The sequence below is a fragment of the Corynebacterium lubricantis DSM 45231 genome (genome assembly GCF_000379425.1).
Lineage (GTDB): Bacteria > Actinomycetota > Actinomycetes > Mycobacteriales > Mycobacteriaceae > Corynebacterium > Corynebacterium lubricantis.
Map to the genome: position 1 here is coordinate 60,420 of NZ_KB902185.1, position 26,659 is coordinate 87,078.

The following is a 26,659-nucleotide window of genomic DNA, read 5'->3' on the forward strand; positions in this document are numbered from 1 at the left end:
ACGTAACCTGCGCCACATTTCCTAAATGCGTTCATGTCAGCAATGCTGTGACCTGTGATTATCCTAGTTTAAAGAACATGCGCACTTCTAAAGAAAGGTCAAATCTTTGGGGAGGAAATTAGGGCGCAGATCACAAAATTTCAGGCGGAAATCGTCGATACGCCAAGTTTTAAGTGTTAAGAAATCGCGTAACGCCAAGTTTGCCAACTTTTAAAGTTCATCTGAGATCCACTGAAATCCTCCGAAATCCTCCGAAAGGCGGAGAAAATCAGCAAGGAAGCTAGACTGCCTTACTGTGACGAAGAAACCTCAAGCTACAGGAACCCAGCTCCCCGCGACCGTGAAATGGGCGGCAATTATCTCGCTCGTGCAGATGGTTGCCGCATTCATTTATGCGGGCCTTCAGATCTACTGGGAGGCATCAGGGACGCAACACTCCTCACTAGAATCGGCGAGCCAGAACACTCAATACGTCGGATACGGCACGGCCATCTTCATCATCCTCGTCTTCGGGGCAATGGGTGCAGCCGCGTACTCCATGCTCTCGGGCAAAGTCTGGGGCCGCGGCTTGATCGTGCTCATGCAGTTCATCCTGCTTGGCGTGGCCTACTTCATGTTCTCCGGCGGGGCGATTCTTTTGGCCATCGCCACTGGGCTGTCGGCGCTCGTCGCACTCGTGATGCTGTTTAACCCCCGCTCAACTGAGTGGGTTGCTTCGCGCTACGGCGCTTAGCGTAGAAATACCAACTCGTCGCCACGCTTTTCGACGATAGCGTCGCCCACCGAAGCGAGCGAGACCTCGCCGGTGTACTCTCCGCGATCGACGGGAATCGTGCGCTCGACGGTTTGGGCGGTCCAATCCGCCACGGCGATGCCCCCGTCAACCGGGTAGAGCAGCTTATTGTCCACGGCGATGCCGGTGCCAAGCGCTCCCTGGTAAATGGTCTGCACAGCCAACGTGTCAGGCTGCATCAACAAGAGGTTGTTCCCGTCGAAAAAGCTTTCATGTTCGGGGAGCTTCTTTATTGCCGGTTCATAGAGCGCGTCGATATTGGCAATCGGCTCGACCTTGGAGCGTGCCACCTCGACACCTGCATCATCAATGCCGAGGACCTCCTCCGTGGTGGGGTCGTAGACGGCGGCTGTGTGCTCGCTGATGCCGACCAAAACTGCGCCGGACGACACCGTGGCATTCGCACGAATTTCGGGCCCGCGCGAATCCTCAGGGGTGGTTTCTTGGAAGCGCAACCACGTCGTATCAGAGCACACCTCCGTGACAGCGAGGAGATCGGTGCTGGTCAGCGCGGAGGTGATCATGCAGCCGGGGTTGGGTTGCATATCGGCTTCTTGGGGTGCCTCTACCTCTCCGTACTCCACGGTACGTACTAGGTCAGAGCGCCACAGTTCGGTGCGCAGCGCACCAACTGTACCGACACGTTCCGCCGAGGAAACAGAGACGACTTCATCGGGAGCATTCGACGACCGAGTACCGGCGTACTTTCCGGTGCTTGCTTCGATGGCAACCACATCGCCGCAGCCCACGTTTGTGTGGTACGTAGCCACTGCTTTCCCCCACGCTGAAGAAAGAGCGCACAACTCGTCGTCACGCGAATATGCCCACGCCTCGGTGCCCTGCGGCGTATAGCCGCGCAACGTGTGCCCGTCGTAGCCCACGGCCAAACCGGATGCCGCGATGGGAGCCAGCGCTGGCGACGACTCGGGGACCCGGGCGGTCTCCTGGAGCGCATCAGGAACGGCCGTGAGTTCGCCGTAATTCTCGTACTCGCTCGATGCAGGAGTGAGCTCGGCGGTGCGGATCGGGGCCGTGAAAAAAGCAACGAGGACCACCACGATAACGACGGCGGAATTGATGCCGGTGGCGACGAGATCCTTCTTCGAGCGATTGAGCGGTGCACCTGCCATTTAGGAGCGGCCTCGGGAACGTGATTGGGAACGTGGCTGTCGGCGAGCAGAGCCCGAGCCGTGCGGACGGCGCGCCTGCTGATTAATTGACTTGGCGCCGACGACCTTGCGTGGTTCGCCGACAGTCGGTGCTGCATCCTGCGGGATGTCGAGGGCCTCGTAGAGTTCCGGTGAAGTGGAGAACCACTCCGGCGGTGCTGGCTGCTCCAAGCCGAGTTCTGCATTAATCGCTGTCCATTTATGCAGCTCGTCGTAACCCACCAGGGTCACTGCGGTGCCGGAATGTCCGGCGCGACCAGTGCGCCCAATGCGATGAACGTAGGTCATCGGATCGTCGGGAGTTTGGTAATTGATCACGTGGGTGACGTCGTCAACATCGATGCCGCGGGCGGCAACATCGGTGGCCACAAGAATTTCCACGGACCCATCGCGGAAGGCATTCAACGAGCGCTCCCTGGCCTCTTGCCCTAAGTCGCCGTGCACCGAACCGACGGAGAAACCACGCTTGGCCATATCTTCAGCCACCTCGGCTGCCGTGCGTTTGGTGCGTGTGAAGATGATCGTGCGGCCGCGACCGTCGGCTTGCAAGATGCGCGCGGTGACCTCGGGCTTGTCCATCTTGTGGGCCTGGAACACCACCTGCTTCGTGGTGGCGTGTGTGGCGCCGGCATCCGCCGATTCCGCGCGGATATGCACTGGTTTATGCATGAAGGTACGCGCCAAGGTCAGGATGGGGCCGGGCATCGTGGCGGAAAACAGCATGGTTTGGTGCTTATGAGACAACGCCGACCAAATCTTCTCGATATCCGGCAAGAAACCAAGGTCGAGCATCTCGTCGGCCTCGTCGAGGACCAAGATGGCCACCTTATCTAGGGTGAGCGAGCCACGCTCGTAGAGATCAAGCAGGCGCCCAGGAGTGCCCACCACCACGTCGACACCCGCTTCTAAGGCGTTGATTTGCTCCTCGTAAGGGCGTCCACCGTAGATATTGAGCACCTGGATGGGCAGGTTTGCTGCCGCACGAGTCAGATCTGCGCCCACCTGGACTGCGAGCTCACGAGTCGGCACAACCACCAAGGCGCGCGGTGTACCGTCGAGCTCTGCGATGTCGCCGTCGTCAAAAACCCGGTCTAGCAGGGGAATTCCGAAAGCGTACGTCTTGCCCATGCCCGTACGAGCCTGCCCGATGAGGTCGGTTCCTTCCAATGCAAGAGGAAGCGTCAACTCCTGGATGGAAAACGTATGGGTGATTCCCTCTGCGGCGAGCGCGTCCGTGATTTCCGCGGCGACGCCGAGCTCGGTGAAGGTGGGAGTGGGCGTTGGGGCAACTACGTCAGAAGACACACGAGCTATCTTAGCCGACACGACTACAATAGAATCACTGTCGCATCCAGCGGCGAAACCAACAAATTAGAAGGATAGTGAAAACTCACATTATGGATATCAAGATTGGTCTTGCAGAGAGCCCTCGCGAACTCGTTATCTCTAGCTCCGACTCGCAGGACGATGTTGTAGCAAAGATTACCCAGGCTATTGAGTCCAACCAGCCAACCGTGACCCTGCAGGACGCGAAGGAGCGCAAGTTTGTTCTTCGCACCGACCGGATTTCTTACGTCGAGGTTGGTCAGTCCGCTCCTCACGCCGTGGGTTTTGCCGGCTAATGCGCTAAATTGTTTGTACTATGGCAGACCTCCAAAAATCCACAGGTGATCAGCACGGCACCTCTGAGGCACCCTCCGAGGAGCGCGGGACCGAACCAGTCTCGAAACGAGCGAAGTTTGAATCGTCGCTAGTTCGGTTTGCTCGCGAGTACGGGTGGCGCGCGTACGCCATCCCGGTGCTAGCTGTGATCACCATTTTTGTGGTGGCTGACGTGGTACGAACACCTGCAGAGGAGGCCGCGGAGGCAAATCCCGCGGCGGAATCTACTACCGTTGCGGATGCCCAGGAACCAGAGGAATCACGCGGACCTGGCCCCGATCCGTCGCGCTCCCAGCCCGCCGAGATTGATATTTCGAAACTGCCGGAGGGCGGCCCCTTCACCGAGCAGGGCAACGGGAGTTACCGGATCGTCGGTGAACCCGGCATGTCCGCCGGCCAAGGGGAGACGTTGAGCACCACGTACGTGATCGAGATTGAAAACGGCGTGGACACCACCACCTACGGCGGTGACGGCGCCTTCGCGCGCATGGTTGATGCCACGTTGGCCGACCCGCGCGGCTGGACCAACGACCCGAACTTCCGGTTCGAGCACGTCGCAGCAGACCAGAACCCTGATATGCGCATTCAGCTCTCCTCGGTGAACACCACCGCGGAGTTGTGTGGAGCGGATCTGGAAATGGAAACCAGCTGTCGCACGACGCTAGGCGGCGGTAATATCGTCGTGCTGAACGAGGCGAGGTGGGTACGTGGCGCTGCTCCTTTCGAGGGCGACCTTGGCGCCTACCGCCAGTACCTGATCAACCACGAGGTGGGCCACGGTATTGGCTACGCCGATCACGTCCCGTGCAGCGAAGATGGTGCGCTTGCCCCGATCATGATGCAGCAGACGTTGAGCCTGAACAATACTGAGCTCAACACCATCAGCCCGAATGAGGTGTACGCCGACGACGGAAACACGTGTCGCGCCAACGCGTGGCCATTCCCTAATCCTTAAGGAGTCATACGTGGCACTACCTGAGCACGTTCTTTCCGCCTTTCAAGCCGATTCCGGCACTCCAACGGCGTTGGGGCAGGCATGGGATAACGGAGTGATGTACGGCAATATCGTCGTCTCAAAAGCCAATTCCACAGCGGCATGGTCCGCAAAGATCCGCGACAAGATCTCCATCGACGGTGTGCGCGTTTCTCGCCCCGTGCGCGCCACAGACGGCAGATTCATCGTTGGTGGTTATAAGGCCAGCGACTTTATCGAAGGCGACAACGCGCGTCGCATTGACGAGACAATCGCAGCAGCACTGCGCTTCGACACAGCGATGGCAGGCATCGAGGTTCCCGTCATAGAGCGTGACGACGAGTGGGCCGCCGCGGATCGCGCCGCCTGGGATGGAGCGGACGTCCCCGGAAAACCACAGGTGTGCCACGCCGATTTTCTGGCCTGCACGATTTACTCCGGAACCTTGCTTCCCGCGCTGACCGACATTGTGCCGACGGCAACACCACACCCGCACGGATACACCGCAGCACTGGTGTTAGTAGACGGCCTTATTAATCGCGCGGTGGACAACGCGGTGATCAATCGGTGGATGCACGTTCCAAACTTTGCGCAGCTCTGTCAGCGGGCCGTGGAATACCGCCAAAGGTTAGTTGCACCAGGGGATACCTCTGCGCTTTCGAACATCGAACGAGTCGAACAACTTCTCATGTCTGAGGCATCTGCAACAATCTAGGGTATGACCGAAGAACGGCTTGATTTACCTCCCAATCCCACCGTCTACCTCGTGCCGCGGACTGCGGAGACGCAGCCACGCACATGGGACCTTACTCTGCCCGAACAGGGTGTCTGGAAAGTAACCGGCCAGGCTGGCGCGGGTGTGTCCAGTTTCCTGGTGGACACCGTGATGAACACCATCGAGCAGGGCAAGGACCCCGATGGGGTCTTGGTGGTCACCGCCTCGAAGGAATCCAGTGCGCGGCTGCGCAGGGAGCTCTCCGAGCGGGTGGCGGAGTCGGGCTTTGTAGCCAACGAACCACTTGTTCGCTCCGTCCACTCGCTTGCCTTTGCGCTTTTGCGCCAGCGCTCCAGCGAACAGATCCGGCTGATCTCCGGCGCGGAGCAAGACTCGGTCATCCGGCAACTCCTGCAGGGCAACGCGGAGTACGAGACCGGGTCGTGGCCCCAGGATCTGCGTCCCGCGCTCACTTTCGTGGGTTTTGCCCGCCAGCTGCGTGATTTCATTCTGCGCGCCGTCGAGCGGCAGCAAACCCCCGAAACGCTGCGCGAGTTGGGGGCCAGGCACAACATGCCCATCTGGGAGGCCTCGGGCGATTTCTTGGCGGAATATCAAAGCGTCATGCGCCTGTGGGGAATGCACAGTTACTCGGCTTCGGAGTTGGTCTCGGAGGTGCTCTCCGGCCCGATTACCTCGCGCTGGCACACCATTGTCGTCGACGATGCGCAGCACCTCGATCCGACCTCGGGCAAACTGCTCAAGCTGCTTATCAACGAAGCTGAGCTCGCCGTCGTCGGTGGGGATCTTGAGCAGTCAGTGTTTCATTTCCGCGGTGCTTCTCCTGCCTTTTTTCAGGAGCTTGAGGCCACCTCGATTGATTTGGGAGCAACTCGGCGCTCACCGCGTCGTCGCGTAGCGGAGGCTCCCACGAACACGGCGCACACCGCGTTTTTTACCGACTATGTGCGCCGCGCACACCTCGATGAAGGGGTTGCCTGGCGCGATATCGCGGTGGTCGTGCGCTCGAGCGGCATGATCGAGCCAATCCGCCGTGCATTACTGCAAGCGGAAGTCCCCGTGACGCTGAACCCCACCGACGTTGTACTCGGCGAGCAGCGCATCGTGGCCGCGATGCTCTTGGGAATCCGGGCATTGTATTCGGAGCTTACGGCCTCGGAATGGCGCGAGTTGTTACTCGGCCCAGTCGGTGGCGCGGATCCGGTGACCTTGCGGCGCCTGCTGCGTGGCCTGCGGCGTTTTGCCCCGGGCGCGCGTGCGGAAGAGACCTTGCAGGAACTGCTGCGTCCCTCCACTGAACTGCCTGATTTTGCTGGTGTCCTCACCGATCGTGAGCTCGGCATCTTAGAGCGAATTCGGTCGGTGCTGCGCGCCGGGCACAGCGCGCTGGATAACAACGCAAGTGTGGAAGAGATCCTGTGGGAAGTGTGGAACGCAACGAAACTCTCGGACAGGCTGCTTGCCCAGGCGCTGCGCGGAGGCGCCGCGGGCTCGCAGGCAGACCGCGACCTTGATGCCATGATGGCGTTGTTCGACGCAGCGGGTGACTTCGCAGAGCGCAGGGAGCACGCCAGCATTGATGCCTTCGTCACGCATATCACGGAGCAGGAGTTGCCCACCGGTGTGCGCGATCATCGTATAGCAACCCCGGACGCGGTCGCACTGCTCACCGCCCACGGCGTGGTCGGGCGCGAATTCAAGCGCGTCGTGGTGGCCGGGGTGCAGGAAGGATCCTGGCCGAGCCTGGGGGAGACGGGCTCGCTGTTCGGGCAGGAAGACTTGGTGGACTTGCTCGACCGCGACATCGACCCGAACCTCCCGGTCTCGCACAGCGCTGACCGCCTTAAGGAAGAGCGGCGACTATTCTATGTGGCCACCACGCGTGCCACGGAAGAAGTGGTGGTGACCTCAGTCAACGCCCCCGACGAGGATGAGGCCCGCGAGCCCTCTCGGTTCATCGAGGAGTTTTGTCAGCGCCACGAACTCACAGTCGAGGTCGTGGACAAAGCCCAGACCCAAACCACCGCGGATGCGCCCGGGGAGGGATATTCCACCTTCCGGGTGCTCTCGAAGGACGAGCTGCTTGCGGAACTGCGTCGAGCTGCAGCGGACCCCGCGGGCTCGGAGGCAACGAAGAATCAGGCTGCCCGGCAACTTGCGCGATTGGCTCAGGAGGGTGTCGCGGGCGCCGATCCGGCACAGTGGTACACCACAACTGTGCCCTCGACGGATGAGCCGATTGACGTTCCGCGCTCCCTGTCGCCCTCGCGCATCGAGGGGTTGTTGGCTTGCCCCTTGCAGGATGTGCTCGGCAGGGCGCTGCAGACCCCGAACACCGTTGCTATGGTGCGCGGTTCCATGGCGCATGCCTATTTTGAGTCGCTCGCCAAGGGCGTCGATGAAGAATTGGCGCGCCGGGACACGGTGGATGCATATAAGGAAATCCGCAACGTTCCTGCCTGGAAGGAAGAATCGGATACCGAAAAGTTCGATCAGCTGTTGCAGCGCTCCAATCAGTGGATCATTCAGTCCCGCAAGGCCTATGAGCTGGTCGGTACCGAGATTAACGTCGACGTGACCCTGTCCGAGGACGTGAGAATCCGCGGGCGCATGGACCGGCTGGAACGCGAGGGCTCCGGTGATGCCGTCATTGTCGATCTGAAGACCGGTAAATCCGCGCCCTCGAAGGACGACACTGCGGCTAATGCGCAGTTGTTCGCGTACCAGTTAGCGCTGTCTCGCGGAGTGCTTCGCGACGATGGCGTGGACACCGCGGGGCCCGGCGAAGAGCCCATCAGCGTAGGAGGTGCGACCCTGGTGTATCCCGCAACCGATTCGGTGGGGATCACCACTAGGGAGCAAGCGAAAAAGTCGCCGGAGGAACTCGAGGAGTTTTTGACCGCGATTACACCCCTGCCCGCAGAACTGACTGGCCCGACGCTGACTGCGAAGACGGGTCCCCATTGCACTTATTGCCCTGTGCGCCACGTGTGCCCAGTCCAACCAGAAGGAGGAGACGTCACCCATGGCTGATATGTCACCTAAAGTCCTGTCGGGATTCCTCGGCCAAAAGTTTCCCCCTACCGACCAGCAAGCCGATGTCATCGGCGCGCAACCCGGCCCACTGCTCGTGGTTGCCGGTGCCGGTGCGGGCAAGACCGAAACCATGGCTTCACGCGTGGTGTGGCTCGTCGCCAATGGCTACGCCCGCCCTGAAGAAGTCTTAGGCCTCACGTTCACCCGCAAGGCAGCCCAGGAATTGGGGCGCAGGATCCGCGACAGGCTGGCCACGTTGGCCGCCAACTCTGATCTGGTGCGCCGCCTTGACCCGACAGGCGAATTAGGCGAGGCACTCACCGTCATCGCGCCCACGGTATCCACCTATGATGCCTATGCCGCCGATCTCGTGCGCGAGTATGGCCTCTTGGTGCCCGTTGAGCCGGATTCGCGGCTGATCACGGCTGCGGAGCTGCACTCCATCGCCCGCGACGTTGTCATGAACTACACGGGTGACCTGCGCGGAGGCCCCGAAGTGAACACTGCCACCTCACACCTGCTGGATTTGGTCACCGAGATGGGCAACGGGCTGGCTACGGCCGAGCGGGTCGCTGATGATGCGCATACGTTCATCGCGGAGACCGAGTCCTTGCCAAAAGGTCCGAGGGCTCGAAAAGACGATTTCACCAAGGATATGGAGAAATGGCGCAAGGCCCAGTTGCAGCGCCTGGACTACCTGCCCTTGCTTGACGAGCTCAAGGCGGAGCTGCACAAGCGCGGGGTCGTGACCTTCAACGAACAGATGTCGGTAGCGGCCAGGCTTGCCCATGATCACCCGTACGTCGGCGCATCGCAGCGCAGGCGGTTCCGGGTGGTCATGTTGGATGAATACCAGGACACCTCGCATGCGCAGCGCGTGTTATTGCGCAGTCTCTATGGCCAGCGCCGCGACGAGGAGGAGAGCGCAACCAATGGTGGAGAATCTCGCCCGCTGACTGTGACCGCGGTGGGCGATCCCATGCAGGCCATCTACGGGTGGCGCGGCGCCACTGCGGAAAACCTCCAGGCCTTCGTCCACGACTTCCCGCCAGTCGGAGGGGAGGAGGCGCCGAAGAAGGAACTGACCACCTCGTGGCGCAACCCGCCCGAGGTCTTGGAACTCGCCAATGCCGTTTCCGATGACGTTCTAGGTTCCGATCCGAAAAACCGCACCGTAGCCCGCTTAGAATCGCGCCCAGAACCAGGCACAGGCGATGTCCGCCTGGGGTTCTTCTCACATAAGGACGAGGAAGTCGCCTACATCGCCGACGAGCTCGCAGCCCAGTTCAGCGCCGGCGACGAGTTCTCCGCGGCCGTGCTTGTGCGCAAGAACAAGCACTCGCAGCCCATCGCCGAAGCTTTGGAAGAGCGGGGAGTGCCCTACGAAATCGTGGGTCTATCAGGTCTCCTCGACGTACCCGAGGTCGCAGATGTCGTCGCCATTGCCACGATGCTGATCCGCCCCGAGGACTCCCAGGCAGCCCTGCGCATCCTCGCGGGCCCGGCGGTTGGGCTCGGATTGAACGATATCGTCGCGCTCGCCGGGCGTGCACACAACCTTACTGGCAGGGCAGAGGAGCGAGACTCCACGCAGCTGGATACCCCTGCAGACCCGCTCGATGCCCTGCGCGCACAACTTGAACAGCTCGTGCAAGAAGGCAGTGACGCCACCGCCAGCGGGGAGGCAGCTGCTGGCCTGACCGATGCGATCGCCGACCTCGGTGAGCCGGAGCGCTACAGCACGCAAGGCCTAGCTCGCCTGCGCACCCTGGCCTCGAAGTTGCGCTACCTGCGCACTCATTCTTTGGGCAAACCACTTACGGACATCTTCGCCGATATCATCTCCGTTTTCGGGATCCGCACCGAAGTCTTAGCGCGCCCGAGCACCACAGGCACAGTTCACCTCGACAAGCTCGCCGACGAAGTGGCCGGCTTCTCCGGCGCCAGCCTCGACGGTCTGCTGGATTACTTCGAGTTGGCCCGCGAGCACGAAGACGGCCTAGCCCCTGGCACCGTCACCGTGCGCACCGACCGCGTCCAGATCCTGACCGCGCACAAGGCGAAGGGCCTGGAGTGGGACACCGTCGTCGTGGCACACGCGGACGCTGGCACCTACGCTGCCAAGGCCGAGACATTCCTGACTCAGATCAAGCGCCTAACACCCGATTCCTTCGACGTCTTCGAGGCAGCAGGGGACCGAACCGAATTCGAGAAACTCTGTAAAGAATTCATCACAGACCAGCGCGGTGACGTCGCGGAGGAAAACTATCGCCTGTTTTACGTCGCCCTGACGCGCTCCGAGCGCAAGCTCTTAATCACAGGTTCGAGCCACAGCGGGACAGGAGCCAAGGCGGTCAAACCATACGAGCCTTTCGAGAAGCTCTCCCAGATCGTTCCCGAAGACTGCATCATCGCGTGGAGTACCACTGACGGAGACGACGCAGAAAAGGGCGCTGCCCGCGCCCCAGAGGTGGGCACATGGCCGCAGTCGTTCGTCGACAAGCAAGCTCTCGAGGCCGCATCGCGTGTCGACGACGCGCAGACCACACTCCCTGAGCACGCGCGGGGCGAGCTCTTTGACCTCTGGGAGCGCGACACGACGGCGCTGATCGAGGAACACGCAGCGCTCTCGGCGGCGGAGCTCGCGGTGGAACTGCCGGGTGAGCTGACAGCCTCGGACGTGGTGGCCATCCACGCCAGCCCGGAGCAGTTCGCGCGCCGGGCACGGCGACCTGTGCCATTTAAGCCGAATTCCTATGCCAAGCGCGGCACCGCGTTCCACGAGTGGCTCGAAGATTTCTACGGTGCGAGCCCCTTGCTCACCGAGGATGAATTGCCTGGCAGCGACGATGCCGATGTGGATGAGGCAACATTGGCGCAGCTCAAGGCCTCGTTCGAGCAGAGCCACTGGGCGAAGCGCACGCCGCGCTTCGTTGAGCATCCCTTTGAGATCGCGCTGGGCAATTCGGTGGTGCGCGGTCGCATAGACGCCGTTTTCTCGGTCACGGTCGATGGACAGGAAGAGTGGTGGGTGGTGGACTGGAAAACTGGTCAGCAACCGATCGGCTCACAGATGGAGACCGCGAAGATCCAGTTGGCCGTGTATCAGGAGGCGTGGCGGCGCATTGCCGACGACGGGAAGCCGGTGCGCGCGGCGTTTTACTATGTCCGCACGGACAAGGATTTCGCGCCACAAGACCTACCGAATCAGAAAGAGTTGGAAAAGCTACTAGAGTTCAGTGCAGAATCTAGTAAGAAGGGACTCTAAGGTGTGAGCGCATTTAACCGACTCCGGCCTCGTTTCCGCGGCGATTTAGAGCTGACGGAATTGCCGGACCACGCTTTGCTGGGCGTGATTAATATCCCCGAGCAACTCGCGGCCAGCCCCTGGGGTCTCATCTTCCGTAGGTTTTTGTGGGCGGCCGCGCTGATGGTGCTGGTGTCTGTCGTTGTGTACTTGGACAAGGACGGCTACTCCGAGGATCTGACCTTCCTGGATGCCGTGTACTACTCGGCGGTCTCGCTCTCTACGACCGGCTACGGCGATATTGCCCCGGTGACTCAGGGCGCTCGGTTCGTCAATATTGTGATCATTACCCCGGCCCGCATCGCCTTCCTGATGCTTCTGGTCGGTACGACACTCGCGGTGCTCACCGAAGATTCCCGTAAGACTTTGCAAATTCAGCGTTGGAGGAAAACAGTGCGCAACCACACCATCATCATTGGTTATGGCACCAAGGGCCGTTCTGCTGTGGACGCGCTCGTCGCCGACGGCGTCAACCCCGGCCAGATTGTCGTGGTGGACACGAATAAGGAGGGCCTGCGTCGCGCCGAAACCGAAGGCTTAGTTACCGTGCACGGTAACGGCACGAAATCGGACGTGTTGAAGATCGCGGGTGTGACTAGGGCGCGGTCTGTGGTCGTTGCAACGTCCTCCGATGACACCGCCGTGCTGGTCACCCTGTCGGTGCGCGAACTCGCGCCATCGGTGATGATCGTGGCCAGTGTGCGTGAGAGCGAGAATCAGCACCTGCTCAAGCAGTCCGGCGCGGACTCGGTGGTGATCTCCTCCGAGACCGCAGGTCGCCTGTTGGGTCTGGCCACGGTGACACCGACAGTGGTGGAGATGATGGAGGACCTGCTCAGCCCCGACGAGGGCTTCGCGGTGGCTGAACGCGCTATTGCCGACGACGAGGTAGGCGCGAACCCACGTCACCTGGCCGATATTGTGCTGGGTGTGGTGCGCTCCGGTGAGCTCTACCGCATTGATTCCCCCGAGGCGGAGACGGTGGAACCGGGCGATCGTCTGCTGTATATTCGCTACTCCCCAGGTGCGACGGAGGTGCCCCGCGACTAATGGCCAAACTACTTCTTCTCGACGAGACGGGCGCCTTCCCCCTGGACATGGACCGCCAGCCGCTCTACATCACGGCGGTACAAGGATCCGGCCTCGGCCATGCCATTCGCGTCCAGGATGATATTTTCGCTGTGCGCGTGCCCCGAGCCGTGGTCAAGGACGTGGCGCTCAACGGGATTGGCTACGCCCGCAATTTCGCCGAGGACCGGACGATCGCTCGCGCTGTCGCCCTCTTAGCCAACCGCGAGCGGGCGCTATTTGACCCACGCGACGGCTCCCCAGTTGATTTCGACGAGGCTGGCTTCGTGTCTCAAGGCGCACGCGAGTTCCCGATTTTTCCGCGCCTCGACCCGGCGGTGATCGGCGTGGTGGTCCATGAGCACCGCGATTCCATTTTGCTGGGGGAAAATCGGCACCGACCAGGTTTCTACTCGTGCATCGCCGGCTACGTGGAACATGGCGAAAGCCTAGAAGAGGCGTTCATCCGTGAGGTCTTCGAGGAAACCGGCTATCACGCGCAGCACCCGACCTACTTCGGCTCCCAGCCCTGGGCCATGTCGGGGTCGCTGATGATGGGGTTCTATGCCTCCTTGTCAGACGAGGAACCCTCGGGCGAGACCGATGGGGAATTGGGCGATATCTTGTGGGCAACCCGCGATGACCTCAATTCCTTGACGCTGCCCATGCCCGGTTCGTTGGCGCGGACCTTGATTGAGAACTGGCGTGCGGGCAACTATGAAATTCGAAGTGAAGGGAATGTGTAAGTGATCGACCTCGATCTCCTTGACGACGATCAGCGGGTCGCCGCCACTGCTCCGCGCGGTCCGGTGTGCATCCTGGCGGGTGCCGGTACGGGTAAAACACGCACCATCACCTACCGCATCGCCCACTTGATCGACCAGGGCCATACCTCTCCCAACCGGGTGCTTGCGGTGACGTTCACCTCGCGCGCGGCAGGAGAAATGCGCGATCGCCTGCGCACCATGGGTATCGGCGGGGTGCAGGCACGCACCTTCCACGCGGCTGCATTGCGCCAGCTGCGCTACTTCTGGCCCCAAGTGGCAGGAGACCTGCCATGGCGGTTGCTGGACAATAAGTTCCCGCTCGTCGCCAGGGCCGCGCACTCCGCCGGATTGAGCTCGAACAAGGAAACCGTCCGCGACTTGCTTGGTGAAATTGAGTGGGCCAAAGCCACGCTCATCACGCCCGAAACCTACGCTGACAAGGTCGACGACTATCACCGCACTCCACCAGTGGAGGCGAAGAAAGTCGGCGAGGTCTTCCGCATGTACGAGGACGCCAAGACGAGCTCGGAGGGCATGCTCCTCGACTTCGACGACCTCCTCCTCCACGTCGCGGGTGCACTCGAGAACGCCCCGGCGGTGGCCGAGGAATTCCGCAGCCAGTACCGCACCTTTCTTGTCGACGAGTACCAGGACGTCACCCCGCTGCAGCAACGCGTCCTCGAAGCCTGGTTAGGCGAGCGCGACGATTTGACGGTGGTGGGTGACGCGAACCAGACGATTTACTCCTTTACCGGAGCGACCCCGAACTACCTGCTGAATTTCTCGCGCACCTACCCGAATGCCACCGTGGTCAAGCTCCAGCGCGACTACCGTTCCACACCCGAGATCACCCACCTGGCAAATACCGTCATCGGACAAGCCAAGGGTCGTGTGGCCGGCACCCGGCTCGAGCTTCAAGGCATGCGCGAGCACGGACCGCAGCCGACCTTCAACGCCTACGACGACGAACCGACCGAGGCTCGCGAAGTCGCCGGCAAGATCCTCTCACTGCTCAACGAGGGTGTGCCCGCCCGCGAGATCGCCGTGCTCTACCGCATCAACGCACAGTCCGCCGCGTTTGAACAAGCGCTCGCCGATGCGGGAATTCTCTATCAGGTCCGCGGGGGAGAGGGCTTCTTCAAGCGCCCCGAAATCCGCGAGGCCATTAATTCGCTGATCTCTGTTGCACGCCGGACTGATCCGGGGGAGTCCCCGGTTGCAGTGGCGCGCGCCGCGTTCGCCCCGCTCGGGCTGACACCGACAGAACCTCAGGGTGCCCAAGCCCGCGAGCGTTGGCAAACACTTGGCGCACTCGTCGATCTCATCGAGCAGATCGAACGCTCCGGCGAGGCCAGCACTCTCAACGACGTGTTGGCATCGCTGCAACGTCGCGCGGAATCCAAGCAGCCACCATCCGTTGACGGGGTGACGCTTGCCAGCCTCCACGCCGCCAAGGGCCTCGAGTGGGACGCAGTGTTCCTCGTTGGCCTGGTGGAGAACACGCTGCCCATTTCGCACGCGGTTAAAGCCGGGGACGAACAGATCGAGGAGGAGCGCCGACTCTTTTACGTTGGCGTGACGCGTGCCCGCATCCACCTACATTTGTCATGGGCGCTGGCCAGGCAGGAAGGCGGCAACAAGTCGCGGAAGCGCTCCCGCTTCCTCGACGGGATCGCCCCGGAGCTTGAGGTGGAGAAATCGCCCGAGCGCCTCAAGCGGGCGAAGTCGTGCCGCGTGTGCGGCTTCCCGCTGGACACCCCTGCGGAGAAGAGCCTCGGCCGCCACGAGGACTGCGAACTCGGCTACAACGAGGATGTGTTCTTCGCCCTCAAGCAGTGGCGCTTAAGCGAATCGAAGCAGTTTGGTCAGCCCGCCTTCATGGTCTTTACCGACGCGACCTTGATGTCTATCGCCGAGGCCATGCCTCGTAACGCGACCGAACTCCTCGACATTTCAGGCATCGGACCGGCGAAGGTGGACAACTACGGCGAGGGTGTCCTCGAGGTTCTCAACCGATTCCGCTAGCGTGGCGCTCTTGCAGGCACACCGGGCACACCGCGCTGGCAGCCATAGTATCGACCTCGCGCGACGGCTCCACGAAGGGGTCAAGCAGGACATAATCTCCAGGTCGCGGTCGCTTGACGACGATTCCAGGTGGGACCTGTTCATCCAGCATGCGACGCACGAAACCCACGGTCTCCGCGGCGGCAGCAGCAACAACGGTGGGATCGGCGCGTTCCGGCCCGCCGGGTAACTGTGCGGAGACGTGGTGCCAGAGCTTATCAATGTTTGTTAACTCAAGCTGCACACACAACAGACAAGGCCCGTGGCCCTGAATGCGGGCAGGACCCACCATCGCCCGGTGATCGAAAAGTGTGACCGGAAGTGAATTCGGTGCGAGCTTTGTCAACGTGGCCGCCAACGAACGGCTGTGTCCGAGCCGATCCACGAGCAAGACGGGATTCGCCGGGTCGATTTGGGCCAGAAAAGCGGAATCGGTTTCACCGCGGGCAGGGCGACGCACCTGAAAGCCAAGGTCGTGGAGCTGCGCGCTGATTTCTACTGCGAGAGGGGAGGAGCCGATGAGATAGACGGTGTGGCTATTGGGTGCGATGAGCACTTTGAAGGACAGCAGCTCGTCGAAAAGCGACTCGATGGTCTCATTCGATGCTCCGGTGCGCGCGGCGAACTCCGCGACGGCTAAAGGCCGCGCGATTGGTGTGGAGAGTGTGCGCAGGAGCAAGGCGAGCGTCGGTGCCAGCGGGGACTCCAACACCCCGGTGCGCGTGGCGTCGAGGCCGAATTGGATGTGGGTGGCATCGCGCACGATGATGTTGACACCGCTGGCGAGCACGAGGCGTGGTGGATGATGTGAGCGCACAGAAGACACAGAACTTTCCCCCCTTTTAAGCCCTATTGCACCACAGCTAGAATCGACTGTCATGCCGAAGGTTCCCAGGGTTTCTGTCATCCGATCTGCGAAGCGTCGCCGGACGATTCAGGCGCGCGAGGTCGGAGGCGTCATCGAGGTGCGCATCCCGGCGACCTTTAGCAAGGCGCAGGAACAAGCCGCGGTTGATGAGATGCTGGCGAAGTTGTCGAAGAAGCGCCGCTCGTCGCACAGCAGCGACGAGGACCTGCAAAGGCGCGCGCACCGCCTCAATGAGGAGGTTCTGGAGGGCAAAGCCACGGTGGGGTCGATCCGGTGGGTGAGTAATCAAAATGCCCGCTGGGGCTCATGCACCATTTCTACTGGCGACATCCGGATCAGCGACCGACTGAAGAACGTGCCTGACTATGTGGTGGATTCGGTCCTTGTTCACGAGCTCACGCACACATTTATCGCTGGCCACGGCCCAGAGTTTTGGGTCTGGGCAGACAAAGCGCCCCTCGCCGAGCGGGCGAAGGGCTACTTAGAGGCATACCAGCGGTACGGAGACTAGAGTTCGGTTCCGTCCTGGCTACCGTCGTCCTTGCCGTCGCCTTCCTCGCGCTCGTCGATGCCCGGCTCATTGCGGAGCATCTCCTCGAGCTTGGCAATTTCCTCGTCGAACTTGGTGTCCGGCTCATCGTCGAGAAGCGCATCAATGAACGACGCTGGATTCTCCAACTGATCGGCGGAAGGCAGGAAATCTGGGTGGTCCCAGACCTTGTCGCGTCGCTCGCCGCCGACCGCTTGGGTGGCACGGCGCCACAGCTCGGCGGCCTGCTCAGCGCGAGGTGCTTGGACCTCGATACCGACTACCTGCGAGATCGCGCGTTCTGCGGAACCGCCGGTGGCACGGCGACGACGCCACGCCTCGCTCATCGCGGCCTCGGAAGGGAAACGATCCTTCAAAGCCTCGGTGACAACGATATCGACCCAGCCTTCGACGAGTGCCAGCAACGTCTCCAGACGCGCGGTGGCTACCGCATTGCGAGAGGAGATCTTCGGGGTCATGTCCATGCCCTGCATCTGGCTAAGTGCATCCTGGATCGCCTGCGGGTCGCCGGACTCGAGGTTAAGGCCACGCGCGGCTTCCTCGATATTAGAAGTATCAATCTCTAGGCCGTTGGCGTATTCCTCGACGGAGGACACGATCCGCTCAGTTAACCAAGGAACGTGCTTAAACAGGCGCTGGCGAGCCACTTCGCGCGCTGCGATGTACACTAAGATCTCCTGGCCTGGAACATTTAAGTCCTTGGAGATCTGCGCAACATTATTCGGCAGCACAGCCGTGGTGCCAGTTGGCGCAGTGGGGAGGCCGAAATCAGAACCGCTCAGCGCCTGCTTGGCTAGATCTCCGAGTGCATGGCCAAGCTGCATGCCAAAGTTCATGGCGTTCATCTGGCTCATCATCTGCGCCATGGGGCCCAGCATCTCGCGGGCTTCCTCGGGCATCGATTCTAAGTGCGCACGGTTCATCTGCTCGGCGACAGGGTTAACTAAACGCTTCCACATCGGAAGGGTATTAGAGACCCACTCCTCGGGGTTCCACGCCTCGACGCGGCCCTCGGCGGTAGGCAGGTCAGTGGCGTCGTTGAGCCACAGATCCGCCAAGCGGACAGATTCTTCGACGGCGTTACGATCACCGGAAGACACCTGCTTTGCCTGGCCGATTTGCTGGCGAGCAATGCGCTCAGCCATGTCATAATTCACGGCATTCTTGCTGTCGGAGGAATTCATGGAATCCCCCATACCGGAGAGCATCTGGCCAAACTGGTTCAGGATATCGCCTAACCCACCTTGGCCCGTGCCGAAGCCAAACCCCTCGTAAGGGTTCTGACCATTACCGTCCTTGCGGTTTTTGTCATCATCGTCGTCGCGTCCATCATTGGGGAAGGAGAAACCGAATCCGTTACTCATAGAATCAAGACTACAGTCCGCGACCCTAAACAAGCCATGGCGACTGTAACGCTCAGAGCGAACAGCGTAAGGTACTTGGGTGTGACTGGCCCAGACTCGAAGAGCACGAGAAGAAAAAGACGACTGTCCACGATCACGTGGGGAGCGATCCCAGTGGTATTGCTGGCCGGTTTAGTTACCGTGGATCGAATCCCGGGAACCGACATCAGCTTGACGGTGCCGTACGCAGCCCAGGGGCCGGGTCCGACTTTTAACACGCTCGGCGATGTCGACGGCGAACCCGTGATCCAGATCGACGGTGCCGAGACCGACCAGACCTCCGGCAACCTCAACATGACCACGGTGTCGGTGCGCACCAACATGACGTTGGCACAGGCGCTGGGCCGGTGGTTGCTTACCGACGATTCCCTCGTCCCCATCGAGCAGATCATCCCTCCGAACGTGTCCGAGGAGGAAATGCAGCAAAGCAATGAGGAAGCCTTCGTTTCTTCCGAGGCGTCGGCCACCGTCGCCGCGATGAACTACCTCGGTCGGCCAACCTTGGTGGTCGTCCACGACACGGTCGAGGACTCAGCCGCGGATGGCGTCATCCAGGCCAACGACATCATCACGTCGGTCGACGGTGCCGATGTCACCCAGCCAGGCAAGGTCCAGGAGATCGTGCGCGCGAAGGCGCCCGGCGACACGGTCGAGCTCGGCATTTCGCGTGGCGACGAAAGGCTCACCGAAATCATTGCGCTCGGGGAGCACCCAGAAGATCCATCAATCCCACTGCTGGGTATCACCATGACGTCGGAGCCTGCCGATGATGTGAGTGTGAGTTACAACCTGAACGACATTGGTGGGCCGTCGGCCGGTATGATCTTCTCGCTGGCCGTGATTGACAAACTCTCGGATGGGGAGCTCAACGGCGGGAAGTTCGTCGCCGGATCCGGCACGATTTCGGAAGATGGCACCGTCGGACCTGTCGGCGGGGTCGAGCACAAGGTCATCGCCGCGAAGGAAGCCGGAGCGGAACTCTTCCTCGCCCCAGCCGACAATTGTGCCAACGCATTGAGCTCGGACACCGGCGATATGGTCATCGCCTCGGTCAATACTCTTGATGACGCGGTGACGGCGATGGAGGCCTTTGCAAACGGCGACGAGGTTGCTACCTGCCGCTAGTTTGCCTAGGCCGCGTCGACCTGAGCTGCCTTGTCGTCTGCTTCGCGTTCGGTTGTCGAGGCAGCCTTGGTAGACAAACCGAGTTCGTATATGCGCTCTTCTGGGTCCTCTTGATCGGAGGAGATCATTTGCTGCATCACCAGGCCTTCGTCATTGTCGACGACAGTGATCACGGCCGTGGTGCCCAGTGTGGACCAGCCGACTACCTTTCGTCCGGTGTCTTCGACAACGCGGGAGCTGCGCAGTTCTGTGAGCAACTGGGTGGTCGACGCGGCCTTCGAATCTGAATCGAAGAATTGGAACTGTCCCACCTCAGGGCCAGCGCAATCATAAGATCCGGAGATGCCGGACTCCGAACAGGTAACAAACCCATCAAAGAAAGATTCTGGTGCCAGCGGGGCGAAGGTCTCCTTGACTTGCGCCAAGATTTCGTCGCTGGCTGCTTCGTCGTCGCGCTCCGACGCGGTGGAATTGCGCGTGGTTTCCGACGTGCTGGTTGTGCTTGATTTCGAAGTGGAAGTCTCCGTCGAGGTTGGTGATTCCGTTTCCGTTGCCTCCGTCGGCGAAGCCGAAGTCGTCGGCTCTGCAGGAGTAGGTTGCGCGGAATCATCCGGCTCGTCGTTGTTCCCGCACGCAACGAGCAGGCTGGCGGCAATGATGCCTGAGGCCAGGCTTGCCGTAATGCGAGTCAGTTTGGTGCGGTGCACGTTTCACTCCTGAAGGGTGGGGTGGGATTTTGAAAGCTCTACTTATCCTAAACCATCTCTTCAGGATCCTGCTCTAGACCGTAGCGCAGAGCAGCAATAATGCCCGGGGCTACGTCTGGGCCGCCGCGCAGGGAGATCTCATCTTCGGCAAAAGGTCCAGCTGCTTCCAATTCCTCTTCCGTAGGGCGGATCTGCAGCAAGGTGAGATCCACCTCTTCGTCGCGAAGCACTCCTGAGATCAAGCGGGCCGGACGCGGACTCTCCTCGGGGGTGGATGCATCCTTGAACTTAATTTCCTGGGCGAGCACCACCCCCGCGACCTCGCGAGGCCATGCGATGCGTGACACATATTCAGCTAATTCTTCTGAACCTGGCAGGATGGAATCAGGCAGATTATCTTGGACCACCAGCGTCAATGGAGCCTTTTCTTCCCCATCGAGGGTTTCGATGTGGTCGATCAGGAGCGAAGTTGGAACGAGTGCGAACAGGGTAGGAGAGGCATCCCAGCCCTCCGAGTGAACGAACTCAACAGCTTCCATCATCGCCTTATTGAGCGCTTTTTGGGTGGGGGAATCAGACAACGGGAACCCTTCTGGTCAAACTAACGTTGGACAATTTAGAGTAGAAGACTATACGCCTTCTTGCACAACTATTTCTTAAGGAGCATGGTTTTGGCTACAGGCCTAACTAATCCTCAGCAACCTATCAGGAGACCATCAAATAAATTGATGATCGCAGTGGTAGTCATTGCAGCACTATTGCTGCTCTTGCCGATGGGAGTTGGTCTGTACACAGACTGGCTGTGGTTCGGCGAGCTTGATTACCGCGGTGTGTTTTCCTCCGTGATTTTCGCTCGGATTATCTTATTTGTTATTTTCGGCCTGGTTGCGGGTCTCATTACGTATGTGGCAGCGCGATTCGCGTGGCGTGGCCGCCAATCGGATTCCACTTTCATGGATCCAAACTCGCCGATGGCGCAGTACCGCGCGAGCATCGAATCCGGTGTGAAGAGCCTTTTGCTGTGGGTTCCCATCGTTGTTGGTGTCATCGCCGGCTTCATCGGCCAGGGAAACTGGCGCACCGTTTTGCTGTGGATGAACGGTGAAAGCTTCGGCCAGACCGACGCTCAGTTCGGCCGCGACTTGGGCTTCTATGCCTTTACGCTGCCTGGCTTGAACATGATTGTCAGCACGCTCTCGATCCTGCTCATTATTGCCTTCATCGTCGCCCTCGTGGGTCACTACCTGCTCGGCGGAATTCGCATTGGCAACCAAGCCGCAGGAATCAAGGGCCATATTTCTAAGGCCGCTCGTATCCAGTTGGCAGTCACAGGTGGCCTGTGGATGCTGGTACAGGCCGCTCAGTACTGGCTCGAGCGCTACACGCTGCTCTACGGAGAAAACGATATCTTCACGGGTGGTTCCTACACCGATATCAATGCGCAGCTGCCTGCGAAGATCATTTTGATGATTATCGCTGTGGTTGTGGCCATCGCTTTCTTCCTGGCAATTGTGTACAACGATCTGCGCGTTCCTGTGCTTGCCGTGATCTTGATGGTGGTTTCCGCTCTTGTGATCGGCCAGGGTTGGCCGGTGCTGATGGAGCAGTTCTCCGTTGTTCCTAACCGTCAGGCGAAGGAATCTGAATACATTGAGCGCAATATCCAGGCAACGCGCGAAGCGTATGGTTTGACCGACGACAAGGTGACCTACCAAGAAAACTGGGGTACCGAAAACGTCTCTAACGAGGAGGTTGCTCAGGACGCACCAACCATCTCAAATATTCGCCTACTTGACCCTGACATTCTGGCACCAACGTTTACCCAGAATCAGCAGCTGCGTAACTTCTACGGTTTCCCTGACACCCTGGCGATGGATCGCTACGAGGTTGACGGCGAAATGCGCGACTTCGTTGTTGCTGCCCGCGAGATGGATCCGAACGCCCTGTCTGAAAACCAGCAGGACTGGATTAACCGCCACACCGTGTACACCCACGGCAACGGTTTCGTCGCAGCTCAGGCGAACACCGTCGACGAGGCTGCACAGGATGCTGGCTCGACCCGCGGTGGCTTCCCAGTCTTTACTGTCTCCGACCTGCAGTCCAATGCTCGTGCGGCAGAGAGTGAAGAAGCAGAGCAGCTCGGCATCCATGCGGATCAGCCACGTATCTACTACGGCCCAGTGATCGCGTCCGCGGACGACGGCATGGACTACGCTATCGTCGGCGACACCGGTCTTGGCCCAGTCGAGTACGACACCGATAACTCCTCGTACACTTACGACGGAGAAGGTGGCGTGAACGTGGGCAACCCGATCAACCGGGCTGCCTACGCGCTGAAGTACCAGGAAATGAACATGATCCTGTCGGATCGTGTCGGCTCTGATTCGAAGATCATCTACGACCGTGACCCACGCGAGCGCGTGGAGAAAGTCGCACCGTGGCTGACCACCGATTCCAAGACTTACCCAGCTGTGATCGATGGCAGCGTGAAGTGGGTCGTCGATGGCTACACCACGCTGTCGGCGCTGCCATATTCCACCCGGACTTCGCTGACGGAAACCACCCAGGATGCCCTGAATCCAGACGGCACCACTCAGCGTTTGATCTCCAACGAAGTGGGCTACATCCGCAATTCCGTCAAAGCGACAGTTGATGCCTACGACGGCACTGTCACTCTGTATGAGTTCGATGAGGAAGATCCAGTTCTCAAGGCGTGGATGGGTGTCTTCCCAGGCACGGTCCAGCCAAAGAGCGAGATTTCCGACGAGCTCAACGAGCACCTGCGCTACCCAGAGGACATGTTTAAGGTGCAGCGTGAATTGCTGGCGCGTTACCACGTCGACGATCCAGGTGTGTTCTTCAACAACGACGCGTTCTGGTCGGTTCCTAACGATCCAACCGCAGCTGACGGCAACCAAGAATTGAACCAGCCGCCGTACTATGTTGTGGCTGCGGATCCTGAGAATGGTGGCGAAGCTACCTTCCAGCTGGTGACCCCATACCGTGGCCTGAACCGCGAGTTCTTGTCTGCGCACATGTCGGTGACCTCGGATCCTCACAACTACGGTCAAATGACCGTGCGCGCGCTGCCAACGAATACCCAGACACAGGGTCCTCGTCAGGTCCAGGACGCGATGATGTCTTCCGACCAGGTTGCCCGTGACCGCACGCTGTGGGAAGGCACCAACGATCTGCACAACGGTAACCTGTTGGCCCTTCCGGTCGCTAACGGAGAGATCCTCTACGTCGAGCCGATCTACTCGCAGCGCAAGGACCAGTCCTCGGCGTTCCCGAAGCTGCTTCGTGTGCTGGTGTTCTACAAGGGTGGAGTTGGCTACGCGCCGACTATTTCCCAGGCTCTTGAGCAGGTGGGCATTGACGCAGCGGCAGCCCAGGAGATCAACGTGGTTGACGAAAACGGCGATACTCAGCCTGCAGACAACGCCGATCAGGCCCCAGCGGAAGAAGATGCACCGGCGTCCGAGGCTCCAGCTGCTCCTGCCAATACGGACGAGGCAATGCAGCGTATCGACGAAGCCCTGCGCGGAATCGAAGAAGCGCAGGATGGCTCCTTCGAGGAGTACGGCCGAGCACTCGATGAGCTGGATCGTGCCGTGGAGGCATACCAAGGCCAGTAAGACATTAAGTGGCGTGAACTTAAGGTAGAACTTAGGTAGCCATCCGGGCAGGTCCCCTGCAAGGAAATCACTTCCTAGCAGGGGATTTGGCCTTTATGGGCATCGTGGGTATAGTTACATCTCGTTGCCCAGTAAGGCAGCAGGTGAAAATTAAAGAAGACACCCGACGCGGGGTGGAGCAGCTCGGTAGCTCGCTGGGCTCATAACCCAGAGGTCGTAGGTTCGAATCCTGCCCCCGCTACCAACTTCTTATGGATTAGTGGCCCTGATCAGTAGAGATACTGGTCAGGGCCACTTTTTGTTTGCAGGGTCGGGATGTGGGGTTAAGCACCAAAATGTGTGTCTGCTTCGGGCGTGTCTGTGGGCGCGGTCAGGTACCTACCCATCCTTTTTGAATGCTGAGTGAGTGTTGGTAGCGGGAATCGATGCCGGTGTCGTAGCCTGCAGGTGCACCGATTCCGTGTGTATCGGGGTGGGTGTTTTCGTGGTTGAGCAAGTCTCGCGCCGTGGAAAGTGCGACTTGTCCCCACGCCTGGCTCCTGGCGATTTCTACAGGATCGTCAGGAGTGTGGGTTTTTAGGTATAACCACCAATCGATGACTGTGCGTTGATGCGGTAGTGATAGTCCTCGGTGGCGGCGGGCGAGTTCTTTAATGGGTGCGTTGAATCCGCCTTCCAAGGTGTTGGTGGTGGAAGCGAACCCATCGGGATCGATTGCTCCGGCCGGTGGCGCGAGGTAGTTAAACAGCAGTTTTCGGCGGTAGAGCGACAGGAGGCTGTTGTACGCTGCACGGACTCGTTGGTGGGTAAAGACCTGTGTGTGCTGGCGGGTGACAGGGTCGTGGATGATGGTTTTTTCGTTGAGCCAGCGGTTGTAGACAGAGCCGTAATTGTGCAGTTGGATCGCCCAGTCGGCGGCTTGCTCTAGGGTCGTGACCTTTGTCAGGTTCAGCGCTAGGCGGTAAATGGCGCGACCAGCTTCGGTCCGGGGTCGGCTGGTGGTGTGACGGCGCGCGGCGCGTTGGGCATGGACAAGGCAGCGTTGGATCGTGGTGGTTGGCCACAGTGTGGTGATGGCGGATAAGGCACCTTGACCACCGTCAATGACGGCCATAAGTGGGGCTGGGATGGTGGTGATGAGTTCTCGGTAGGCTGCGGAGTTTTCGGTGCGCGCCCAACACCAGTTGATGATGTGTGTGCGGGTTGAGGCGATCAGGAGGCATCCGCTGGCCAAGAAGGTGGCGTCAAGGAAAAGTTGATCGTAGACCCGGTACGGATTGACAGGTGGTGGTGTGGTGATCCGCCAGCACCAGGTCAACTTACGGCTGAGGGTGTTGCGGTGACAATGGTGGTCTTTCGCGAGTTCTGTCAGTGATCGAGTTCCGGTAATCCAGGAGATAAATGTTCGCATAGTTGCGGCTCGGGGATGATCGTGTTGAGTGGTGCGGACAAAGGAGTGTCCGCATTCGCGGCAACGCCAGCGAGTAGTGCCTTTGCTGGTGGTGCCATTCTTCTTCGTGGTGTTGCTGCAGATTGGGCAGCGTGGTCGGTTTGTTGTCACTGCTATGACACAACAGAGTTGGTGTAGCAGAAGAGATTGTTGGGGTGGGTTAAGGTGTGTTGAATTGCTGTTGCGGAGCTATTAATTGCTGATAAGTGACCCGCAAGCTTGTGAAACGCGAAATCCCGGACACACTTTAAAGTGCTTAACCCCAAGGGGTTACAAAAGTTCACTCGGTATTTAACTTGGGTTCTGTCCTCCGCATAAAACCATCGGATCGATCCTCATCGCGAATCTTTAATATCGTCCGGATTTCACAGAGGAGGTGTCTGAATCGGGCAGTGTGGGAATCAATTCACTCGGTAAGGTGATGTACATCACGTTCGATACCGACATGGAGGACACTATGCCTGAAGTACCAACTACTGAATTTTGGCGCGATATTAAGCCAATTGCGAACTCTTCGAAGCCAGGTTCATTGCCTGAGATTCACCTGCCAGATGCCGATTCACTTGCCGATGAGCGATACTATGCGCCACTTTCTGAAACTGCTTGGTCTCGGCCACTGTTCATCAACATTCAGGACAACATGTGGTCTGACGTGATGTACTGCAAAAATGCAGGTCTAGTCAATCGGCACTATCACCCGAGGGAAGTTTTCGCTTGGACAATTTCAGGCAAGTGGGGATACCTAGAGTATGACTGGACTGCAACGCCAGGCTCCTTTGTCTATGAGACGCCCGGTGGCTCCCATACTTTGGTTGCCTATGAGTCCGATGAGCCGATGCGGACCCACTTTATTGTTCGTGGGCCCTTACTGTGGCTAGATGACGAGGGTGAAGTTACTGGACATTTTGATGTGTTTGATTACATCGAACTGTGCAAGAAGCACTATGAGGAAGTCGGATTAGGTGCTCACCTTATTGACGAATTGATTCGTTAATCTGAGAGCTTTTGCTTCGAAGATTCCCAGGAGTGGTGCCAAAACGTTCCACGAATCGTCGATGGCCATTTGATGGGCTTCCGAACCCATTTTGATAGAAAACCTCGTTGATCCTAATCCTTGAAAACTTAGGGTCTACGAGGTTTTCGGCGACCTTTTCCAATCTAAATCGAAGTACCTCTCGCGCGATTGTGGTTCCTCGGGGTTGCGTCCAATAGTGTGGTGTACAGCTACCGCCTGGTGAACCCCCCCTGCCGACCAGCAAGGAGACCACCGCGGTACCTTTCGACTCAGCTCCTACACATCCTCGAAAGGACACCAACGATGGCCTCCGCGCCCAATCATATCG

The 26,659-nt window shown here is 59.7% G+C and carries 20 protein-coding genes and 1 tRNA gene; 14 read left to right on the plus strand and 7 right to left on the minus strand.

What is annotated here, in order from left to right:
- Positions 1-295 precede the first annotated feature (295 nt).
- Positions 296-733: a hypothetical protein gene (locus tag A37O_RS0103715; RefSeq protein WP_018296156.1), complete on the plus strand. Its 438-nt coding sequence runs from the start codon at positions 296-298 to the stop codon at positions 731-733.
- On the opposite strand, the gene A37O_RS0103720 is transcribed toward A37O_RS0103715, so the two are convergent.
- A complete protein-coding gene (locus tag A37O_RS0103720; RefSeq protein WP_018296157.1) occupies positions 730-1,923 on the minus strand; it encodes an Rv3212 family protein in 1,194 nt (397 codons plus the stop codon). The genes A37O_RS0103715 and A37O_RS0103720 overlap by 4 nt on opposite strands.
- Positions 1,924-3,267 carry a DEAD/DEAH box helicase gene (locus A37O_RS0103725; RefSeq protein WP_018296158.1) on the minus strand — a complete coding sequence of 448 codons (1,344 nt, stop codon included), beginning with the start codon at positions 3,265-3,267 and terminating at the stop codon, positions 1,924-1,926.
- 92 nt (positions 3,268-3,359) lie between these two features.
- Between A37O_RS0103725 and A37O_RS0103730 the strand changes: the two genes are divergently transcribed.
- The 8 genes from A37O_RS0103730 to A37O_RS0103765 are packed head-to-tail and all read left to right on the plus strand — an operon-like array spanning position 3,360 to position 15,536.
- Positions 3,360-3,584, plus strand: a complete 225-nt coding sequence (locus A37O_RS0103730) for a DUF3107 domain-containing protein (RefSeq protein WP_018296159.1) — start codon at positions 3,360-3,362, stop codon at positions 3,582-3,584.
- Positions 3,585-3,604: 20 nt separating this feature from the next.
- On the plus strand, positions 3,605-4,579 hold the full coding sequence (locus A37O_RS0103735; protein ID WP_018296160.1) for a DUF3152 domain-containing protein: 975 nt from the start codon (positions 3,605-3,607) through the stop codon (positions 4,577-4,579).
- 10 nt (positions 4,580-4,589) lie between these two features.
- Positions 4,590-5,312, plus strand: coding sequence for a TIGR02569 family protein (locus A37O_RS0103740; RefSeq protein WP_018296161.1), 723 nt, complete (start codon positions 4,590-4,592; stop codon positions 5,310-5,312).
- Between the two features lie 3 nt (positions 5,313-5,315).
- A complete protein-coding gene (locus A37O_RS0103745; RefSeq protein ID WP_018296162.1) occupies positions 5,316-8,366 on the plus strand; it encodes an ATP-dependent DNA helicase in 3,051 nt (1,016 codons plus the stop codon).
- Entirely contained in the window at positions 8,359-11,637 is a 3,279-nt protein-coding gene (locus A37O_RS0103750; protein ID WP_018296163.1) for an ATP-dependent helicase, read from the plus strand. The genes A37O_RS0103745 and A37O_RS0103750 overlap by 8 nt, the downstream gene beginning before the upstream one ends.
- Before the next feature lie 3 nt (positions 11,638-11,640).
- Positions 11,641-12,726, plus strand: coding sequence for a potassium channel family protein (locus A37O_RS0103755; protein ID WP_018296164.1), 1,086 nt, complete (start codon positions 11,641-11,643; stop codon positions 12,724-12,726).
- Positions 12,726-13,490 (plus strand): NAD(+) diphosphatase, encoded by a 765-nt coding sequence (locus A37O_RS0103760; RefSeq protein ID WP_018296165.1) that lies wholly within the window; start codon positions 12,726-12,728, stop codon positions 13,488-13,490. Before A37O_RS0103755 ends, A37O_RS0103760 begins: the two co-directional genes overlap by 1 nt.
- Positions 13,491-15,536, plus strand: a complete 2,046-nt coding sequence (locus A37O_RS0103765; RefSeq protein ID WP_018296166.1) for an ATP-dependent DNA helicase UvrD2 — start codon at positions 13,491-13,493, stop codon at positions 15,534-15,536. It abuts the gene before it with no gap.
- Here the strand turns inward: A37O_RS0103765 and A37O_RS0103770 are convergent.
- Complete coding sequence (locus A37O_RS0103770; protein ID WP_018296167.1) at positions 15,520-16,401, minus strand: hypothetical protein; 882 nt, start codon at positions 16,399-16,401, stop codon at positions 15,520-15,522. The two genes, A37O_RS0103765 and A37O_RS0103770, sit on opposite strands and share 17 nt — an antisense overlap.
- A 52-nt stretch (positions 16,402-16,453) precedes the next feature.
- Here A37O_RS0103770 and A37O_RS0103775 point away from each other — a divergent pair, with 52 nt between their 5' ends.
- Positions 16,454-16,954 carry a M48 metallopeptidase family protein gene (locus A37O_RS0103775; RefSeq protein ID WP_018296168.1) on the plus strand — a complete coding sequence of 167 codons (501 nt, stop codon included), beginning with the start codon at positions 16,454-16,456 and terminating at the stop codon, positions 16,952-16,954.
- Here A37O_RS0103775 and A37O_RS0103780 read toward each other — a convergent pair.
- Positions 16,951-18,357: a zinc-dependent metalloprotease gene (locus A37O_RS0103780; RefSeq protein ID WP_018296169.1), complete on the minus strand. Its 1,407-nt coding sequence runs from the start codon at positions 18,355-18,357 to the stop codon at positions 16,951-16,953. The genes A37O_RS0103775 and A37O_RS0103780 overlap by 4 nt on opposite strands.
- An 81-nt stretch (positions 18,358-18,438) precedes the next feature.
- Between A37O_RS0103780 and A37O_RS0103785 the strand changes: the two genes are divergently transcribed.
- The gene (locus A37O_RS0103785; protein WP_245533783.1) at positions 18,439-19,521 is read left to right on the plus strand and encodes a YlbL family protein; all 1,083 of its coding nucleotides are present in this window, start codon (positions 18,439-18,441) and stop codon (positions 19,519-19,521) included.
- Between the two features lie 5 nt (positions 19,522-19,526).
- On the opposite strand, the gene A37O_RS0103790 is transcribed toward A37O_RS0103785, so the two are convergent.
- Together A37O_RS0103790 and A37O_RS0103795 are read right to left on the minus strand one after the other, a co-directional pair.
- Positions 19,527-20,228: a hypothetical protein gene (locus A37O_RS0103790; RefSeq protein ID WP_018296171.1), complete on the minus strand. Its 702-nt coding sequence runs from the start codon at positions 20,226-20,228 to the stop codon at positions 19,527-19,529.
- 47 nt (positions 20,229-20,275) lie between these two features.
- Positions 20,276-20,809 (minus strand): PPA1309 family protein, encoded by a 534-nt coding sequence (locus tag A37O_RS0103795; RefSeq protein ID WP_026196112.1) that lies wholly within the window; start codon positions 20,807-20,809, stop codon positions 20,276-20,278.
- Between the two features lie 90 nt (positions 20,810-20,899).
- Here A37O_RS0103795 and A37O_RS0103800 point away from each other — a divergent pair, with 90 nt between their 5' ends.
- Both A37O_RS0103800 and A37O_RS0103805 read left to right on the plus strand, forming a co-directional pair.
- On the plus strand, positions 20,900-23,866 hold the full coding sequence (locus A37O_RS0103800; protein WP_026196113.1) for a UPF0182 family protein: 2,967 nt from the start codon (positions 20,900-20,902) through the stop codon (positions 23,864-23,866).
- 167 nt (positions 23,867-24,033) lie between these two features.
- Positions 24,034-24,110 (plus strand) — tRNA-Met (locus tag A37O_RS0103805).
- A 126-nt stretch (positions 24,111-24,236) separates the two neighbouring features.
- On the opposite strand, the gene A37O_RS0103810 is transcribed toward A37O_RS0103805, so the two are convergent.
- Positions 24,237-25,427 carry an IS1249 family transposase gene (locus A37O_RS0103810; RefSeq protein WP_026196114.1) on the minus strand — a complete coding sequence of 397 codons (1,191 nt, stop codon included), beginning with the start codon at positions 25,425-25,427 and terminating at the stop codon, positions 24,237-24,239.
- A gap of 265 nt (positions 25,428-25,692) precedes the next feature.
- Here A37O_RS0103810 and A37O_RS0103815 point away from each other — a divergent pair, with 265 nt between their 5' ends.
- Positions 25,693-26,310 (plus strand): 2,4'-dihydroxyacetophenone dioxygenase family protein, encoded by a 618-nt coding sequence (locus A37O_RS0103815; protein ID WP_018296175.1) that lies wholly within the window; start codon positions 25,693-25,695, stop codon positions 26,308-26,310.
- The last annotated feature ends 349 nt before the right edge of the window (positions 26,311-26,659 follow it).